The sequence below is a fragment of the Vibrio sp. bablab_jr001 genome (assembly GCF_016464285.1).
Classification (GTDB): domain Bacteria; phylum Pseudomonadota; class Gammaproteobacteria; order Enterobacterales; family Vibrionaceae; genus Vibrio; species Vibrio fluvialis.
Genome location: NZ_JACDWZ010000039.1, coordinates 595,044 through 611,491, shown reverse-complemented (window position 1 = coordinate 611,491; position 16,448 = coordinate 595,044). Strand labels below are relative to the sequence as shown.

General features: G+C 52.6%; 18 protein-coding genes. 17 read left to right on the top strand and 1 reads right to left on the bottom strand.

The features are described 5' to 3' along the window. Nucleotides 1-2 precede the first annotated feature (2 nt). From JIG40_RS05685 to flhB, 16 genes are all read left to right on the top strand, one after another. Nucleotides 3-1,409: a sigma-54 dependent transcriptional regulator gene (locus JIG40_RS05685; RefSeq protein WP_158147857.1), complete on the top strand. Its 1,407-nt coding sequence runs from the start codon at nucleotides 3-5 to the stop codon at nucleotides 1,407-1,409. 88 nt (nucleotides 1,410-1,497) lie between these two features. Next, nucleotides 1,498-1,809 carry a flagellar hook-basal body complex protein FliE gene (fliE, locus tag JIG40_RS05680; protein WP_020331168.1) on the top strand — a complete coding sequence of 104 codons (312 nt, stop codon included), beginning with the start codon at nucleotides 1,498-1,500 and terminating at the stop codon, nucleotides 1,807-1,809. A 16-nt stretch (nucleotides 1,810-1,825) separates the two neighbouring features. Beyond that, nucleotides 1,826-3,568: a flagellar basal-body MS-ring/collar protein FliF gene (gene fliF / locus JIG40_RS05675; RefSeq protein ID WP_199464936.1), complete on the top strand. Its 1,743-nt coding sequence runs from the start codon at nucleotides 1,826-1,828 to the stop codon at nucleotides 3,566-3,568. Further along, nucleotides 3,561-4,613, top strand: coding sequence for a flagellar motor switch protein FliG (gene fliG / locus JIG40_RS05670; RefSeq protein WP_020331170.1), 1,053 nt, complete (start codon nucleotides 3,561-3,563; stop codon nucleotides 4,611-4,613). Before fliF ends, fliG begins: the two co-directional genes overlap by 8 nt. Before the next feature lie 54 nt (nucleotides 4,614-4,667). Then, on the top strand, nucleotides 4,668-5,471 hold the full coding sequence (fliH, locus tag JIG40_RS05665; RefSeq protein WP_020331171.1) for a flagellar assembly protein FliH: 804 nt from the start codon (nucleotides 4,668-4,670) through the stop codon (nucleotides 5,469-5,471). Next, nucleotides 5,471-6,793, top strand: coding sequence for a flagellar protein export ATPase FliI (fliI, locus tag JIG40_RS05660; RefSeq protein ID WP_020331172.1), 1,323 nt, complete (start codon nucleotides 5,471-5,473; stop codon nucleotides 6,791-6,793). Before fliH ends, fliI begins: the two co-directional genes overlap by 1 nt. Before the next feature lie 4 nt (nucleotides 6,794-6,797). Further along, a complete protein-coding gene (gene fliJ, locus JIG40_RS05655; protein ID WP_020331173.1) occupies nucleotides 6,798-7,250 on the top strand; it encodes a flagellar export protein FliJ in 453 nt (150 codons plus the stop codon). A gap of 130 nt (nucleotides 7,251-7,380) precedes the next feature. Next, nucleotides 7,381-9,279 (top strand): flagellar hook-length control protein FliK, encoded by a 1,899-nt coding sequence (locus JIG40_RS05650; RefSeq protein WP_199464935.1) that lies wholly within the window; start codon nucleotides 7,381-7,383, stop codon nucleotides 9,277-9,279. 32 nt (nucleotides 9,280-9,311) lie between these two features. After that, a complete protein-coding gene (fliL, locus tag JIG40_RS05645; protein ID WP_020331175.1) occupies nucleotides 9,312-9,809 on the top strand; it encodes a flagellar basal body-associated protein FliL in 498 nt (165 codons plus the stop codon). A gap of 7 nt (nucleotides 9,810-9,816) precedes the next feature. Then, nucleotides 9,817-10,875 (top strand): flagellar motor switch protein FliM, encoded by a 1,059-nt coding sequence (fliM, locus tag JIG40_RS05640; RefSeq protein ID WP_020331176.1) that lies wholly within the window; start codon nucleotides 9,817-9,819, stop codon nucleotides 10,873-10,875. A 19-nt stretch (nucleotides 10,876-10,894) separates the two neighbouring features. Then, nucleotides 10,895-11,305 carry a flagellar motor switch protein FliN gene (fliN, locus tag JIG40_RS05635; RefSeq protein ID WP_020331177.1) on the top strand — a complete coding sequence of 137 codons (411 nt, stop codon included), beginning with the start codon at nucleotides 10,895-10,897 and terminating at the stop codon, nucleotides 11,303-11,305. Between the two features lie 3 nt (nucleotides 11,306-11,308). Beyond that, on the top strand, nucleotides 11,309-11,698 hold the full coding sequence (gene fliO, locus JIG40_RS05630; RefSeq protein ID WP_020430693.1) for a flagellar biosynthetic protein FliO: 390 nt from the start codon (nucleotides 11,309-11,311) through the stop codon (nucleotides 11,696-11,698). Between the two features lie 37 nt (nucleotides 11,699-11,735). After that, a complete protein-coding gene (fliP, locus tag JIG40_RS05625; RefSeq protein ID WP_161624203.1) occupies nucleotides 11,736-12,575 on the top strand; it encodes a flagellar type III secretion system pore protein FliP in 840 nt (279 codons plus the stop codon). Nucleotides 12,576-12,587: 12 nt separating this feature from the next. Continuing rightward, on the top strand, nucleotides 12,588-12,857 hold the full coding sequence (gene fliQ, locus JIG40_RS05620) for a flagellar biosynthesis protein FliQ (RefSeq protein ID WP_020331180.1): 270 nt from the start codon (nucleotides 12,588-12,590) through the stop codon (nucleotides 12,855-12,857). 8 nt (nucleotides 12,858-12,865) lie between these two features. Then, the gene (gene fliR / locus JIG40_RS05615) at nucleotides 12,866-13,648 is read left to right on the top strand and encodes a flagellar biosynthetic protein FliR (RefSeq protein ID WP_020331181.1); all 783 of its coding nucleotides are present in this window, start codon (nucleotides 12,866-12,868) and stop codon (nucleotides 13,646-13,648) included. Nucleotides 13,649-13,666: 18 nt separating this feature from the next. Beyond that, nucleotides 13,667-14,797, top strand: a complete 1,131-nt coding sequence (gene flhB, locus JIG40_RS05610) for a flagellar biosynthesis protein FlhB (protein ID WP_199464934.1) — start codon at nucleotides 13,667-13,669, stop codon at nucleotides 14,795-14,797. Nucleotides 14,798-14,835: 38 nt separating this feature from the next. Here the strand turns inward: flhB and smrB are convergent, their stop codons facing one another. Next, on the bottom strand, nucleotides 14,836-15,390 hold the full coding sequence (gene smrB, locus JIG40_RS05605) for an endonuclease SmrB (RefSeq protein ID WP_020331184.1): 555 nt from the start codon (nucleotides 15,388-15,390) through the stop codon (nucleotides 14,836-14,838). A 64-nt stretch (nucleotides 15,391-15,454) separates the two neighbouring features. Here smrB and prmB point away from each other — a divergent pair, with 64 nt between their 5' ends. After that, nucleotides 15,455-16,387 carry a 50S ribosomal protein L3 N(5)-glutamine methyltransferase gene (prmB, locus tag JIG40_RS05600; protein WP_020331185.1) on the top strand — a complete coding sequence of 311 codons (933 nt, stop codon included), beginning with the start codon at nucleotides 15,455-15,457 and terminating at the stop codon, nucleotides 16,385-16,387. Nucleotides 16,388-16,448 lie beyond the last annotated feature (61 nt).

The window sequence follows — 16,448 nt, the reverse complement described above, 5'->3', positions numbered from 1 at the left end:
TGATGGCTCAAAGCAAAGTCTTAATCGTTGAAGATGACGAAGGTCTACGCGAAGCCCTAGTAGATACCCTGGCTCTGGCTGGCTACGAATGGCTGGAGGCCGATTGCGCCGAGGACGCTTTGGTCAAACTGAAAACCTATCCGGTGGATATCGTGGTGTCTGATGTGCAGATGGCAGGTATGGGTGGTCTGGCGCTGCTGCGTAACATTAAACAGCATTGGCCGAACTTGCCTGTGCTGCTGATGACGGCATACGCCAACATCGAAGATGCGGTCTCGGCGATGAAAGAAGGCGCGATTGACTACATGGCGAAACCTTTTGCGCCGGAAGTGCTGCTGAACATGGTGAGCCGATATGCACCCGTTAAATCTGACGATAACGGTGATGCGGTGGTCGCGGATGAAAAGAGCCTGAAACTACTGGCCTTAGCAGAGAAAGTGGCTAAAACGGATGCCAACGTGATGGTTCTGGGCCCGAGTGGTTCGGGTAAAGAAGTGATGTCGCGTTACATTCACAACGCCTCGCCGCGCAAAGATGGTCCGTTTGTCGCGATCAACTGTGCGGCGATTCCGGACAACATGTTGGAAGCCACCCTGTTTGGCTATGAAAAAGGTGCGTTTACTGGCGCAGTTCAGGCCTGTCCGGGTAAGTTTGAACAGGCTCAGGGCGGAACGATTCTGCTGGATGAAATCAGCGAAATGGATCTCAACCTGCAAGCGAAACTGCTGCGTGTGCTGCAAGAGCGTGAGGTGGAGCGTCTTGGCAGTCGCAAGAGCATCAAACTTGATGTGCGCGTGCTGGCGACCAGTAACCGTGATCTTAAGTCGTATGTTCAAGAGAAAAAATTCCGTGAAGACCTGTACTACCGCCTGAACGTGTTCCCAATCGCCTGGCCAGCGCTGTGTGAGCGTAAAGGTGACATTGAGCCGCTGGCCAATCATCTGGTTGAGCGACATTGTAAAAAGCTCGGTCTGGCGGTCCCGAAAGTCTCGTCCGCGGCGATTGGTAAGCTGCTTGCCTACAACTGGCCGGGTAACGTGCGTGAACTCGACAACGTCATTCAGCGCGCGCTGATTTTGAGCGAGCAAGACAACATCGATCAGGATCACATTCTGCTGGAGGGCCTTGATTGGCAGGATGCGTCGAGCTTGCAACAGGTTGTCGAGAGCGGAGAAGTGGCCACACCGGAAATCAAACCGGTCGCTGAAGTGGATTTTGCCAAAGCAATCAGCAGCGGCGCGGGTCTGGGCGGTGAGCTGCGCGATCAGGAATACGCCATCATCATGGAAACTCTGGTGGAATGTCACGGTCGGCGCAAAGAAATGGCTGAAAAGCTTGGGATTAGTCCTCGCACATTACGCTATAAACTGGCTAAAATGCGCGATGCAGGCATTGATATTCCCGGTTAACGGAGTCCCGTACGGAGAGTGGCACATTAATTGCTGCAATAGTAACCAGAGATTGGTTTGAGTCAAAGAATTGGCATCAGAGGTAATGATGAGACTAGACGGCTTACAAAGCGAAATGCAGGCGATGATGGTAGAAGCTGCCAACAGCCGTCCGGCAGCAACAGGACAAAAAGTTGGCGCTGACTTTGGCGATATGCTCACTCAGGCCATCAATAATGTGAACGGATTGCAGAAAACCTCCAGCGATTTACAGATGCGATTTGACCGTGGTGACGAAGGTGTGTCGCTGTCGGACGTTATGATTGCGCGTAATAAGTCGAGTGTGGCCTTTGAAGCCACGATTCAGGTACGCAACAAACTTGTTGATGCGTATAAAGAACTGATGAACATGCCAGTGTAAGTGTAGGGTGTGAACTGTGGCTGAAGATAAGCAAACAACGGATCTGGCATTGTCCAACGGTGGTGACCATTCACTGCTGTCCAGCACTGATCTGGACGGCGGCGTACAAAACCCGGATATGGACGAAAAGAGCTCCTCCAAACTTGATTTCGCAATGGGCGATCTCGATCTGTTGCGTCAGATAGTGCTGGTGCTGTCGATCTCTATCTGTGTTGCTTTGATTGTGATGCTGTTTTTCTGGGTCAAAGAGCCGGAAATGCGTCCACTCGGTGCTTATGAGACGGAAGAACTGATTCCGGTACTGGATTATCTGGATCAGCAGAAACAAGAATACAAGCTGGATGGCAACACCATTCTGGTGCCGAACAGCGACTACAACAGCCTCAAACTGAACATGGTGCGTGCCGGACTCAATCAGTCCCGCCAAGCCGGTGATGACATTCTGCTGCAAGACATGGGCTTTGGTGTTTCTCAACGTCTTGAACAGGAACGCCTTAAGCTGAGTCGTGAACGTCAGCTCGGTAAAGCCATTGAAGAGATGCGTCAGGTCAACAAAGCTCGCGTACTTTTGGCGCTGCCAAAGCAAAGCGTATTTGTCCGTCACAATCAGGAAGCGTCGGCATCGGTCTTTCTGACATTGCGTACAGGCACCAACCTCAAACAAGAAGAAGTGGACTCAATTGTCGATATGGTCGCCAGTGCGGTTCCGGGCATGACCCCGACCCGCGTGACCGTGACCGATCAACATGGTCGACTACTCAGCTCGGGTTCTCAGGATCCGGTCTCTTCTGCACGTCGTAAAGAGCAGGAGATGGAGCGCAAGCAGGAGCAAAACCTGCGTGACAAAATCGACTCCGTGTTGATTCCGATTCTGGGCCTTGGCAACTACACCGCACAGGTTGATATTGAACTCGACTTCAGCGCCATCGAACAGACTCGTAAACGTTTTGACCCCAACACGCCATCGACCCGCAGCGAATACACGCTGGAAGATTATAACAACGGTAACGTGGTGGCGGGTATACCAGGCGCACTGAGCAACCAGCCACCAGCCGATGCCTCGATCCCACAAGACGTGGCACAGATGAAAGACGGTTCAGTCATGGGCCAGGGCTCGGTGCATAAAGAAGCGACGCGCAACTTTGAGCTCGACACCACCATCAGCCACGAGCGTAAGCAAACGGGCGTGATCAACCGTCAAACCGTTGCGGTTGCAGTGAAAAACCGCGCCAACGTGAATCCGGATACGGGTGAAATTACCTATACGCCGCTGAGCGAAAGCGAACTCAGTTCCATCCGTCAGGTACTGATTGGTACCGTGGGTTACAACGAAAACCGTGGTGACTTGCTGAACGTATTGAGCATGCAGTTTGCTGAGCCGGAAGTTGAACAAATGGCCGATGTGCCGATTTGGGATAACCCGAACTTCAGCGACTGGATTCGTTGGCTGGCAAGTGCACTGGTGATCATCGTGGTGGTTCTGGTACTGGTTCGCCCGGCGATGAAGAAATTGCTCAACCCGGCAGCAGAAGACGACGAGCAGCTGTACGGTCCGGATGGCTTGCCTATGGGGATGGGTGGTGAAACCAGCTTAATCGGCAGTGATATTGAAGGTGGAGAACTGTTCGAGTTTGGTTCAGGTATTGACCTGCCAAATCTGCACAAGGACGAGGATGTACTCAAAGCAGTACGTGCTCTGGTGGCCAACGAGCCTGAACTTGCGGCTCAAGTTGTGAAGAACTGGATGCAAAATGCCTAACGAAATTGTAAAGAAAGATGGTGGAGAAGTGGTCGAATCATCTGTAGACATCTCGAGTATTCCCGGTGAAGAGCGAGCGGCGATTTTGCTGCTCAGTCTCAATGAAGAAGACGCCGCCGGGATTATTCGCCATTTAGAACCGAAGCAGGTTCAGCGCGTGGGTAGTGCCATGGCGCGAGCGAAAGATCTGAGCCAGGACAAAGTGAGTGCGGTGCACCGTGCCTTCCTGGAAGACATTCAGAAATACACCAATATTGGTATGGGCAGCGAAGACTTTATGCGTAACGCGCTGATTGCTGCTCTGGGTGAAGACAAAGCGAACAACCTGGTGGATCAAATTCTGTTGGGTACCGGCTCGAAAGGTCTGGATTCACTGAAATGGATGGACCCACGTCAGGTGGCCAGCATTATTGTTAACGAACACCCGCAAATTCAAACCATCGTTCTGTCGTATCTCGACCCGGATCAGTCTGCGGAAATTCTGGCGCAGTTCTCCGAACGTGACCGCCTCGATCTGATGATGCGTATTGCTAACCTGGAAGAAGTTCAACCATCGGCACTGGCCGAGTTGAACGAAATCATGGAGAAGCAGTTTGCCGGTCAAGCGGGCGCGCAAGCGGCGAAGATTGGTGGTCTGAAAGCGGCAGCCGACATCATGAACTATCTGGACAACAATATCGAAGGCGTGTTGATGGACCAGATGCGCGATCAGGACGAAGACCTGGCAACGCAGATTCAGGATCTGATGTTTGTGTTCGAAAACCTGGTCGAAGTCGACGATCAGGGTATTCAGAAACTGCTGCGCGACGTTCCGCAAGATGTGCTGCAAAAAGCACTCAAAGGTGCCGACGATGCGCTGCGTGACAAGATCTTTAAGAACATGTCGAAACGTGCTGCTGAACTGATGAAAGACGACCTGGAGGCGATGCCGCCAATCAAGGTCTCGGATGTGGAAGCCGCACAGAAAGAAATTTTGGCGATTGCCCGCCGTATGGCCGACAACGGAGAAATCATGTTGTCTGGCGGGGCAGACGAATTCTTGTAATGCCAAGGGCCCGCTTAATCAGCAGGCCCTTTTTATCTTTGGGTAGGATGTACCATGTCAGGTGAAAGAAAACGCGGTTTTATTCGTCTCGGTTCGGATAACACAGTGGAGCCTCCGAAAAAGTGGGGCTTGCCGGACTATGGCGCGGAAACGCACAAGCAAGCTCGTGAAACGGCAATGAACTACGACCCGAGCTGGATGCCGAGTTTCGATGAACCGGAAAACGAAGAGCCAGTTCAGCTAACAGAACAAGACATCGAACTGATCAAGCAGGTTGCTTATCAGGAAGGTATCGAACAAGGTCAGGCTGAAGGTTATCAACAAGGTTTTGAGCAAGGCAAAGACGCCGGTTTTCAGGCGGGGCACGAAGAAGGCTTGGCGGCGGGCAAAGAAGAAGGTCTGCAAGCGGGTCAGTCAGTGATTGAAGAGCACGTGCAAACCTTTATCGGCCTGGCGAATCAGTTTGCCCAGCCACTGGAGCTGATGAATGCTCAGGTTGAAAAGCAGTTGGTCGACATGGTGCTGACGCTGGTGAAAGAAGTGGTGCATGTCGAGGTGCAAACTAATCCTCAGGTGATCCTCGATACGGTCAAAGCATCGGTCGAGGCGCTGCCTATTTCCGGCCACGCCATTACGCTCAAACTCAATCCGGAAGATTGCGCCATCATTCGACAGGCTTACGGTGAACAGGAACTCGATCTGCGCAACTGGACGTTGGTCAGTGAGCCAGCGCTCAATCGTGGTGATGTTCAGATTGAAGCGGGTGAGTCGAGTGTTAATTACCGAATGGAAGATCGTATTCGCAATGTTCTGCACAGTTTCTGTGGCACCAATCGTCATCAGCAGGGTAACGAATAATGCTGTCATTGGCTGACCGTTTAGCACAGTACAAAACCGAAGGGCTGACCAGCCGTCCGATTGCCTCGGGCAAACTGATTCGCGTCGTCGGCTTGACACTGGAAGCGACTGGCTGCCGCGCGCCAATTGGCTCGTTGTGTCGGGTGCAGACTATGTCCGGTGAAATGGAAGCCGAAGTGGTGGGGTTCTCCGGAGACAGCCTGTTTCTGATGCCGAGCGAGCAAATCACAGGTGTGCTGCCGGGGGCCAAAGTCACGCCGTTGACGGAAGAGGCGGGACTGCCCGTAGGGATGGAACTGCTTGGCCGCGTGATTGACGGGGTGGGCAACCCCCTCGATGGATTGGGGCCGATTTATACCGACCAACGCGCATCGTTCAATGCTCAACCGATTAACCCGCTGGCACGTAAGCCGATCAGTGAACCGCTCGATGTAGGGATTAAAGCCATTAACGGTTTGCTCACGGTGGGCAAAGGTCAGCGTATCGGCTTGTTTGCTGGCTCTGGTGTGGGTAAATCGGTCACGCTCGGCATGATGACCCGCGGCACCACCGCACAGGTGGTGGTGGTCGGGCTGATTGGCGAACGGGGCCGAGAAGTTAAAGAATTTATTGAAGAAATTTTGGGTGTCGATGGCCGCCAACGCTCCGTTGTGGTTGCAGCACCTGCTGATGCCTCGCCGCTGATGCGCCTGAAAGGGTGTCAAACGGCACTGACGATTGCCGAGTATTTCCGTGACCAGGGCTTGGATGTGCTGTTGCTGATGGACTCGCTGACTCGTTTTGCTCAGGCACAGCGTGAAATCGCGCTCTCGGTGGGGGAGCCACCAGCGACCAAAGGTTACCCGCCATCGGTGTTTGCGAAACTGCCAGCGCTGGTGGAGCGAGCTGGTAACGGCGGTCCACATCAAGGCTCGATTACGGCCTTCTTTACCGTACTGACCGAAGGCGATGATTTGCAGGATCCGATTGCCGATGCCTCGCGGGCGATCCTCGATGGTCACATCGTGTTGTCGCGTGAAATGGCCGATGCCGGCCACTATCCAGCCATTGACGTGGAGAAATCCGTCAGCCGGGTGATGCCGCAAATCACCACCGATGAACACGTTCTGATGTCAAAGGCGGTACGACAAATTCTGTCTATCTGCCGTAAAAATCAGGATTTGGTCTCGATCGGTGCTTATAAACCAGGCACTGATAAGGCGATTGACAGCGCGTTTACTCTCAAACCTAAACTGGATAACTATCTGCAGCAAGGCATGAAAGATTCGGTGCCGTACGAGATGTGCATCAGTATGCTTAAAAATGTGCTCAGTGTGGGGTAACTGAATGGACAACGCGTTGGAATTCCTGCTCGACCAGGCTCGGGATAATGAAGATAAAGCGGTGATGGCTCTGAGCAAAGCGCGCAGCGAGCTCGACGGCTACTATCACCAGCTTAAACAGATTGAGCAGTATCGCCTTGAGTACTGCCAGCAACTTGTTGAACGTGGTCAGGCGGGGCTCACGGCCAGCCAGTACGGTCACCTCAACCGATTTCTGACTCAGCTCGATGAAACACTGGCGAAGCAGCGCAATGCGGAGCAGCACTTCAAGACTCAGGTTGAGAATTGTGAGCAGCACTGGATGGCCGTACGTAAGCAGCGCCGCTCCTACGAGTGGCTCATCGAGAAAAAGCAGACAGAGAAAGCCCGCCTGCAGGAAAAACGTGAGCAGAAACTGATGGATGAATTTTCGACGCTCAGCTTCAACCGACGTCGCACTGGTTCCAACTTTCGTTGATTCCCGTTGGGATTAATTTGTATTGGCGTGCTTTTTGCAAAAGTACAAGCAGTAAGTTTGAAAACTCTGTGCTACTGGCAGTCTGTGTTGCGGTAGCGTTCTGTGCAGTACGAAATGCGAGCTAGTGAATATGAATGTCAATTCAACCTCTTCAGTCGATAACACCAAAGTCACCAGTGTGGCTAAAGGTGCCGCAGGACAAAGTGTTACAGAGGGCGAAGCCGGAGATAACAGCGGGTTCCTGAGTAAACTGTCTGCTTTACTGTTCGGCTCGAAATCGAGTGCAGAGGGGAGTGACAGCGAATCTGTGGCAGCGAACAGCAAATCAGACCTAGCTGGTAAGGCGGTTGAGGCCGAAAATGCAGCTAAAAGCGCCGATGCCGTCCTGCAACAAGGCAACAGCGAATCCGACACCAAAGCAAGCTCTGCCACCGCTGATGGTGAACAATCGACGGCCGAAGTTGCTGAAATCCCAGAGAATTTAAAACCTTTTATTGCCAAAGATGCTAACGCCGTTGAGCAGGATGTTCAGACAAAAGCGGCTCAGGCGATGAGCGATGGTGATGAACTGCTCGGACGCTTGCAGAAAGCGAATCAGGCACTGGCCAAACATAACGGCAAGACTTTGCCTCATGAGGCGACGGCTGCTGAGGAGCAAAGTGTTGAGTTGACGACGCAAACAAAGCACTCTGCTGCAGCTAAAGCGGCGCCTGTCGATTCAAGCGAGACCTCGGATCTGCCTGTCTCTGCTCAGTTATCCAACCCTCAGTTTGTGGCAGCAAAATCTGCTCAAGAGGCAGACGTCGCCAAAGATATGGACGTTGCCAAGGAGGCACAATTGTCTCCGGCTGCGAAACCTTTGTCTGGCACCATGGTAGCCTCTGGTACTGCCCTAGATGATGACACCTTGGCTCCTTTTGTGGATCAACAGGCGAAAGCCGATAAAAACGTGCACGCCATCAGTGACAGCGAACTTGCTGCAATGATGGCTGCGCAGCCTGCCAGCACGCCAGCTTCGCAAACCGCACCCTTGACGGATACTGATGCGACGCCATTATCACCGATGGAAGCGGCAGCGGTGCCATGGGCCAAAGCCAACGTAGATCAAGCTCAGGCAAGCATGCCGGGTGGACCGCTGTCGGCCGATTTCACTGATACCGATCTCGCCGCCAAAGCAAAACCGGCATTACAGGCGCAGATCGCCATGGCCGCTCAACATGGGGCGACTGCGCAGCAGCCTCTGCATCAATTGCAGCCAGCTCAACAAGCGGTCACTCAAGCGCAATCAGCAGTCAGCGCCGATGTTGCGGGACAACCTTTAAATCCGGCGCAGAATGCTTCCCCGCTTAATCCGGCGGCGGCACAATTTAACCCGATGTTGACGCCGGAGATGATGGCCAAAACCGAAGCCTTCAACCCGGCAGCATTGAAAGCCGCGTTAGGTGCCAAAGGTTTGGGTGGCATCGAAGAGCTGCGTGGAGCACACGGCAGTGATGGCCAATTGGCGCATCAGGTGGCGGCGGCTGCAGGTCAGCAAGGCTTGAGCGCGACTCAAACCTTGCGTGCCGACCAGATGCAACCTCAGCAATCGGCTCCTTTGCATCTCAGCAAGGAGATGAGCGCCGATGATATGGCAGAGCGCGTTCAGGTCATGATGTCGAAAAACCTTAAGCATGTGGATATTCGCTTGGATCCGCCTGAACTCGGTCGTTTACACATTCGCATGAACATGCATGGTGATGGTGCCAGCGTGCAGTTTACCGTATCCAACCAGCAGGCGCGTGATGCGCTGGAACACTCGATGCCAAGGCTGAGAGAGATGCTCGCCCAACAAGGCGTACAGCTGGCGGATACCTCTGTTCAACAACAGAACTCGGGACAACAACAGCGCTACGCCGCAGGTGGCGGAGGTCAGAGTGGTCAAACCGCAGGCAATGAACACTTTGGCGGTGAAGAAAATCTTGATACAGACGTCAAACTTGATTTGAATGTGGCATCAAAGCGTGATGGAATCAGTTATTACGCTTAAACTAAATAGAAAATAACGACATAGAGTAAGTTATGGCTGTTGAAGAACTCCCACAAGAAGCCCCGAAGAGCAAAAAGAAGCTGTTGGTTATTATCATCGCAGCCGTAGTGTTATTGCTTGGCGGAGGCGGTGCTGCATTCTTTCTGATGGGCTCAGACAGCAGTGAAAATGCTCCGGCGGAAGCGGCTCAGGAAGCGGCAGTGCCGGTTGATCCGGTGTCTTACGTCAACATTGCTCAGCCGTTTGTCTTTAATGTCAGTGGTGATACTCGCGATCGGATGGTGCAGATTAAAGTGCAACTCATGGTACGTGGCAGCAAAAATGAAGATTTAGCTCGTTACCATTCGCCATTGGTTGAAAGTACTTTGTTGGGGACGTTTGCTTCAGCAACGGTCGAGCAACTGCGCAGCACCACAGGCCGTATTGAACTGCGCGATAAAGCCACTGACGACATTAAGGCGGCGATGACCAAAGTCGTGGGGCAGCCTGTGATTGAACGGGTGTTGTTTACCGATTTTGTAATGCAATAGGTGAAACGTGACTGATTTATTAAGCCAAGACGAAATCGACGCGCTGCTCCACGGAGTAGACAGCGTCGATGAAGCCGAAGAAGAGTTAGATACTTCAGACACCAGTGCCGTCTCGTTTGACTTCTCGTCGCAGGATCGGATCGTCCGTGGTCGAATGCCGACCCTGGAGCTGATCAACGAACGTTTTGCCCGGCACATGCGTATCAGCCTGTTCAACATGCTGCGCAAAACCGCTGAAGTGTCGATCAACGGCGTACAGATGATGAAGTTCGGTGAATATCAGAACACGCTGTACGTCCCAACCAGCTTGAACATGGTGCGTTTCCGTCCGCTGAAAGGCACCGCGCTGGTGACGATGGAAGCACGTCTGGTGTTCATTTTGGTGGAAAACTTTTTTGGTGGCGATGGTCGCTACCACGCTCGGATTGAAGGGCGCGAATTCACGCCAACCGAACGCCGCGTGATTCAGTTGCTGCTGAAGATTGTGTTTGGCGACTACAAAGACGCTTGGGCGCCGGTGATGGGGGTCGAATTTGAGTACCTCGATTCGGAAGTGAACCCGAGCATGGCGAACATCGTCAGTCCGACTGAAGTGATCGTGGTCAGTTCGTTCCACATTGAAGTGGACGGTGGCGGTGGTGATTTCCACATCGTCATGCCGTATTCCATGGTTGAACCGATCCGTGAACTGCTCGATGCGGGGGTTCAGTCGGACAAGATGGAAACCGACGTGCGCTGGAGCTCGGCGCTGCGTGAAGAGATCATGGATGTGCCGGTCAACTTCCGCGTTAACCTGTTGGAACAGGACCTCGCGTTGCGTGACCTGATGGAGCTGCAAGTCGGCGACATCATTCCAATTAAAATGCCCGAACATGCCACCATGTTCGTTGAAGAATTACCGACGTTCCGCGTAAAAATGGGACGTTCCGGAGAAAAACTGGCGGTTCAGGTCTCCGAAAAAATCAGACGCCCTGATGTGGTGAAAACCGACCTCGCGTTCCTTGGCAAAGACATAATTGCCGAACTGGACAACGACGAGGATGAAGACGAAGAAACGGTAGAATAAAAAACTATAGGTAGCAAAGATGTCAAAATCAGATGATCAAAGGCTTGCAGACGAGTGGGCAGCGGCGCTGGGTGAAGACCCCAATGCACCGGACATCGATGTCGATGAAGTTCTGGCCGCACCACTGGATGAACTGAAAGACACCACGAAACCCATCTCAGATGATGAGCGCCGTAAACTCGATACCATTATGGATATTCCGGTTACCATTTCCATGGAAGTGGGTCGCTCGAAAATCAGTATCCGTAACCTGCTGCAATTGAACCAAGGTTCGGTGGTGGAGTTGGATCGCATTGCGGGCGAATCGCTGGACGTGATGGTTAACGGTACCTTGATTGCTCACGGCGAAGTGGTGGTGGTCAACGATAAATTTGGTATTCGTCTCACTGACGTTATCAGCCAGACTGAACGCATTAAGAAACTGAGATAGCTTATGAACAAGTTCATAGGCTTAGCTCTGGTTTCCACGCCAGCGTTGGCGGTGGAAAATTCACAGTTGGACTTAGCGACCACATTCGGGTCGCTTTTGTTCGTTATTGCGCTCATCCTTTTCATGGCCTGGTTACTCAAGCGGATGCGAGTTCCGGCCTTTGGTCATCAAAAGGGATTGAACGTGGTTCGTCAGTTACCAGTCGGCACCAAAGAACGCGTTATGATCGTTCAGGCCGGAGAAGAACAATTTCTGATTGGTGTGACCTCGCAGTCCATTCAACTGATCTCAAAACTGGAAACGCCACTCAAGCAGGAGGAGCTGGAGTCAACGCCTTTCTCAAATCAATTGGCTCAGCTACTGAAAAAGCATGATAAAAAAACGTCTGAGTAATGCGCTGTCGGTGTTGACGCACCGCTTGGCGATAGTGATGTGGTTGAGCGCGCTGCTGTTTGCGCCGCTGGCCAGTGCGCAGCAGGAACTGGAAACGCCGATCCCGGCTACCGCCGCCAGTGCAGAAAACATGACGGTCTCTGCGATGGAAAAAGAGCAGGGTAATTCACGCACCATGGCATTGGGGAGCAGCAGTGGCGGAGGCGGTATTCCGGCCTTTACCATGACCACCAACCCAAATGGCGGCCAAGACTATTCGGTAAACCTGCAAATTCTCGCGTTGATGACCATGCTGGGCTTCCTACCTGCCATGGTCATTCTGATGACGTCGTTTACCCGCATTGTGGTGGTGATGTCGATTCTGCGTCAGGCGATGGGTTTGCAGCAGACGCCATCCAACCAGGTCATTATCGGTATAGCGATATTCCTGACCTTTTTCATTATGTCGCCAGTGCTGAATAAGATTAATGATCAGGCGATTCAGCCGTATCTCAATGAGCAGATCTCTGCTCGTCAGGCCTTTGACCTTGCTCAGGAACCAATGAAAGCGTTCATGCTTAAGCAGACGCGAGTGAAAGATCTCGAGACGTTCGTTAACATTTCCGGTTCTGATGTGAAGAACCCGGAAGATGTTTCGATGGCGGTCCTGATTCCGGCCTTCATTACGTCGGAGCTGAAAACGGCGTTCCAGATTGGTTTTATGTTGTTCCTGCCGTTTTTGATTATCGACCTGGTGGTTGCCTCGGTGTTGATGGCGATGGGTATGATGATGCTCTCGCCGATGATTGTCTCATTGCCATTTAAGCTGATGCTGTTTGTGCTGGTGGATGGATGGAACCTCATCCTTTCGACCCTGGCCGGCAGTTTTGCCATGTAGCGGGAGAAGCACATGACCCCTGAAGTCTTTGTTGAACTGTTCCGTAATGCACTGTGGATGGTGCTGATCATGGTGTGTGCCATTATCGTTCCAAGCTTGTTGATTGGTTTGGTGGTGGCGGTGTTTCAGGCGGCAACTTCAATCAACGAACAGACGCTGAGCTTTCTGCCACGTCTGATTGTCACACTGTTGGCGCTCATGCTGTTTGCCCACTGGATGACGCAGATGATGATGGAATTCTTCTTCTCCATGGTCGAGCGCATACCTCAGGTGCTGTATTAGGGCGGCTTATGGAGTACCCAACCAGCGTCGTCCTCGACTTCATCGCCAACTACTTCTGGCCTTATGCCCGCATCTCCGCCATGTTGATGGTGATGTCGGTCACCGGTGCACGCTTTGTTTCTACCCGCATCCGCCTCTATCTGGGGTTGGCGATCACGCTGGCTGTGATGCCTGCGATTCCGCAAGTGCCTGAAGATCTTGAACTGCTGTCGTTTAACGGTTTCCTGACCACGCTCAATCAGCTCATCATCGGAGTAGCGATGGGGATGGTGACGCAGTTTATGATTCAAACCTTCGTTATGCTTGGTCAGATTCTGGGTATGCAGTCGAGCCTGGGTTTTGCGTCCATGGTTGACCCGGCCAACGGACAAAATACGCCGCTGCTGGGTCAGTTGTTTATGTTTCTGGCCACGCTGTTTTTCCTTGCCAGTGATGGTCACCTTAAGATGATTCATCTGCTGGTGCTGAGCTTCAAGAGCTTGCCGATTGGTACCGGAACGCTGACGGCAGTCGATTTTCGTGAGCTCTCACTGTGGCTCGGTATCATGTTTAAGGTCGCGCTGAGTATGTCGCTGTCGGGCATTGTCGCGCTGCTCACCGTGAACTTGTCGTTTGGTGTGATGACGCGTGCTGCGCCGCAATTGAACATCTTCTCACTGGGTTTTGCGTTTGCGCTGCTGGTTGGCCTGCTGCTGTGTTGGTACATCATCAGCGGACTCTATACGCACTATGAGCTATTCTGGACAGAGGGCGAGCAGCAAGTGTGCCGCCTGATACGTCTCGATTGTTGACGCGTTTAGGAGGCTGAATTGGCAGAATCAGACGGACAAGAAAGGACCGAAGAGGCCACGCCCCGAAGGTTGCAACAGGCTCGGGAAAAGGGTCAGGTTGCGCGTTCGAAGGAGTTGGCGTCGGTCTCAGTATTAGTGGTGGGCGCATTGTCACTGATGTGGTTTGGTGACGCACTGGCGCGCGGGCTGTATTCGGCCATGGGCCGCCTGTTCAACCTGAGTCGCGAAGAGATTTTTGACGTCAACAAGCTGTTCGATATCGTCTCCGGTGCGATGGTGAATATACTGCTGCCGCTGCTGCTGATTCTGATTACCCTGTTTATTGCGGCGCTGATTGGTGCGGCAGGGGTGGGCGGCGTCAGTTTCTCTGCGGAAGCGGCGATGCCCAAGCTGTCGAAAATGAACCCGCTCAGCGGCCTTAAGCGAATGTTCGGCTTACAAAGCTGGGTGGAACTGCTGAAATCCATTCTCAAAGTACTGCTGGTGGCGGGCGTGGCGTTTTATCTGATTGAAGCGTCAAAGGAAGATCTGTTTCAGCTCAGTCTGGATATCTTCCCGCAAAACATCTTTCACGCGCTGGATATCCTGCTTAACTTCGTCTTGCTGATTAGCTGCTCACTGTTGGTGGTGGTGGCGATCGACGTGCCGTTTCAGATCTGGCAACACGCCAACCAACTGAAAATGACCAAACAGGAAGTGAAAGACGAATACAAAGACACCGAAGGTAAGCCGGAAGTCAAAGGCCGGATTCGTATGCTGCAACGAGAAGCGGCGCAGCGTCGTATGATGGCGGATGTGCCGCAGGCCGATGTCATCATTACCAACCCGGATCATTTCTCGGTCGCCTTGCGGTACAAACAAAATAGCGACAGAGCGCCGGTCGTGGTGGCCAAAGGTATCGACCATCTGGCACTGAAGATTCGCGAAGTGGCCCGCGAGCACGAAATCATGATTGTCCCCGCACCGCCGCTCGCTCGCGCGCTGTATCACACCACCGAACTGGAGCAGGAAATTCCGGACGGATTGTTTGTCGCGGTGGCTCAGGTGCTGGCGTACGTGTTCCAGTTGAAACAATACCGCCGTAAAGGTGGTCAGCGTCCGCATCTCAAAGAAGAGAATATGCCGATTCCGCCGGATATGCGCTACTAACGCCATCAACGACAACGCCCCAAACTTGGGGCGTTGTGTTATTTCTCCGGGATCGACAGCAGCACCAGCAGGGCACCATCACCGCCAAACTCGAGTGGAGCCTGGTGGAATGCCAGCACATCCGGATGCTGCGCCAGCCAAAGCGGTACTTTCTGTTTAAGAATGTGCTTGCCGATGCCGTGCTGCACGCAGGCACAGTGCACGCCTTCTTTAATGCAGTAGGCGATCATCGCGCCCAGTTCACGTTTGGCTTCCTGTTGCGTCATGCCGTGCATATCAAGGAATACGTCCGGCACGTACACGCCACGACGTAATCTTTTTACTTCATATTTCGATACATCTCCGCGCGCATAGCGTGTCGGCCCTTCATCGCTCAATACCGGAACAAACTCATCTGAAAAATAGAAGTCGTTGTCGCTCGCTTCACGTGCGCTACGGCGGATTTCTTTTTGTTTGGGGTTTCTGTTTGGCTGCTGGATTATGGTATCCTGCGAAAACTTTTTAACGCCCTTTACTGCATCCTGAAATAAAGCGAAATCGTCATCAGCATCGAATTCATGATCGTCGTTGAAATCGGTGTCTTTTTTGCTCATTAGGGAATAGATATTCTGTTGTTAATCGGAATTGGCAGTATTGTAGCGCTTTTCGGAGGCAATTTTGGATAAGATTTTTGTAGATGAAGCGGTTTCTGAGCTGCATACGCTTCAAGATATGATTCGTTGGACGGTTAGCCGCTTTAATGCTGCGAATTTATTTTACGGTCACGGCACCGATAACGCATGGGATGAAGCGGTTCAACTGATCCTGCCAACTCTGTATTTGCCGATTGACGTGCCTCCTCATGTGTTGAACTCTCGTTTGACCAGCAGCGAACGCTTGCGCGTGGTTGAACGTGTCATTAAGCGAATCAAAGACCGCACGCCAGTGGCTTACCTGACGAACAAAGCTTGGTTCTGTGGCCTGGAATTCTTCGTTGATGAGCGTGTGCTGGTGCCGCGTTCACCGATTGGCGAACTGATTCAAGCTCAGTTTGAACCTTGGCTGGTGAATGAACCTAGCCGCATCATGGACCTGTGTACCGGAAGTGGCTGTATCGCGATTGCGTGTGCGCACGCTTTCCCGGATGCGGAAGTCGACGCGATTGATATTTCCGCCGATGCGCTGCAGGTCGCAGAGCAGAACATTCAGGACCATGGTCTGGAGCAGCAAGTCTTTCCGATTCGTTCGGATCTGTTCCGTGATCTGCCTAAAGAGCAGTACGACATCATCGTGACGAACCCGCCGTATGTGGATCAGGAAGACATGAACAGCCTGCCGGATGAGTTCAAGCATGAGCCTGAACTGGGTCTGGCTGCGGGTACTGACGGCCTGAAACTGGTGCGACGCATTCTGGCGAACGCGCCACACTATCTGACTGAAAAAGGTATTCTGGTGTGTGAAGTGGGTAACTCAATGATTCACCTGATGGATCAATACCCGCATATTCCATTTACCTGGCTGGAGTTCGAGAACGGCGGTCACGGCGTGTTCCTGCTGACCCGCGAACAGCTGGTTGAGTGTGCGAGCGATTTCTCGCTCTACCGCGACTAAGCAAACAGACGGTAAAGCCGGCCACTGCGCCGGCTTTTTTGTACCTCGCGAAATTGTTCGA

Excerpts from the sequence above, each read along its gene's own strand:
- JIG40_RS05685 (WP_158147857.1), top strand. The coding sequence starts at position 3 with ATGGCTCAAAGCAAAGTCTTAATCGTTGAAGATGACGAAGGTCTACGC.
- fliE (WP_020331168.1), top strand. The coding sequence starts at position 1,498 with ATGAGACTAGACGGCTTACAAAGCGAAATGCAGGCGATGATGGTAGAA.
- fliG (WP_020331170.1), top strand. The coding sequence starts at position 3,561 with ATGCCTAACGAAATTGTAAAGAAAGATGGTGGAGAAGTGGTCGAATCA.
- fliH (WP_020331171.1), top strand. The coding sequence starts at position 4,668 with ATGTCAGGTGAAAGAAAACGCGGTTTTATTCGTCTCGGTTCGGATAAC.
- fliI (WP_020331172.1), top strand. The coding sequence starts at position 5,471 with ATGCTGTCATTGGCTGACCGTTTAGCACAGTACAAAACCGAAGGGCTG.
- fliJ (WP_020331173.1), top strand. The coding sequence starts at position 6,798 with ATGGACAACGCGTTGGAATTCCTGCTCGACCAGGCTCGGGATAATGAA.
- JIG40_RS05650 (WP_199464935.1), top strand. The coding sequence starts at position 7,381 with ATGAATGTCAATTCAACCTCTTCAGTCGATAACACCAAAGTCACCAGT.
- fliL (WP_020331175.1), top strand. The coding sequence starts at position 9,312 with ATGGCTGTTGAAGAACTCCCACAAGAAGCCCCGAAGAGCAAAAAGAAG.
- fliN (WP_020331177.1), top strand. The coding sequence starts at position 10,895 with ATGTCAAAATCAGATGATCAAAGGCTTGCAGACGAGTGGGCAGCGGCG.
- fliO (WP_020430693.1), top strand. The coding sequence starts at position 11,309 with ATGAACAAGTTCATAGGCTTAGCTCTGGTTTCCACGCCAGCGTTGGCG.
- fliP (WP_161624203.1), top strand. The coding sequence starts at position 11,736 with ATGTGGTTGAGCGCGCTGCTGTTTGCGCCGCTGGCCAGTGCGCAGCAG.
- fliQ (WP_020331180.1), top strand. The coding sequence starts at position 12,588 with ATGACCCCTGAAGTCTTTGTTGAACTGTTCCGTAATGCACTGTGGATG.
- fliR (WP_020331181.1), top strand. The coding sequence starts at position 12,866 with ATGGAGTACCCAACCAGCGTCGTCCTCGACTTCATCGCCAACTACTTC.
- smrB (WP_020331184.1), bottom strand. The coding sequence starts at position 15,390 with ATGAGCAAAAAAGACACCGATTTCAACGACGATCATGAATTCGATGCT.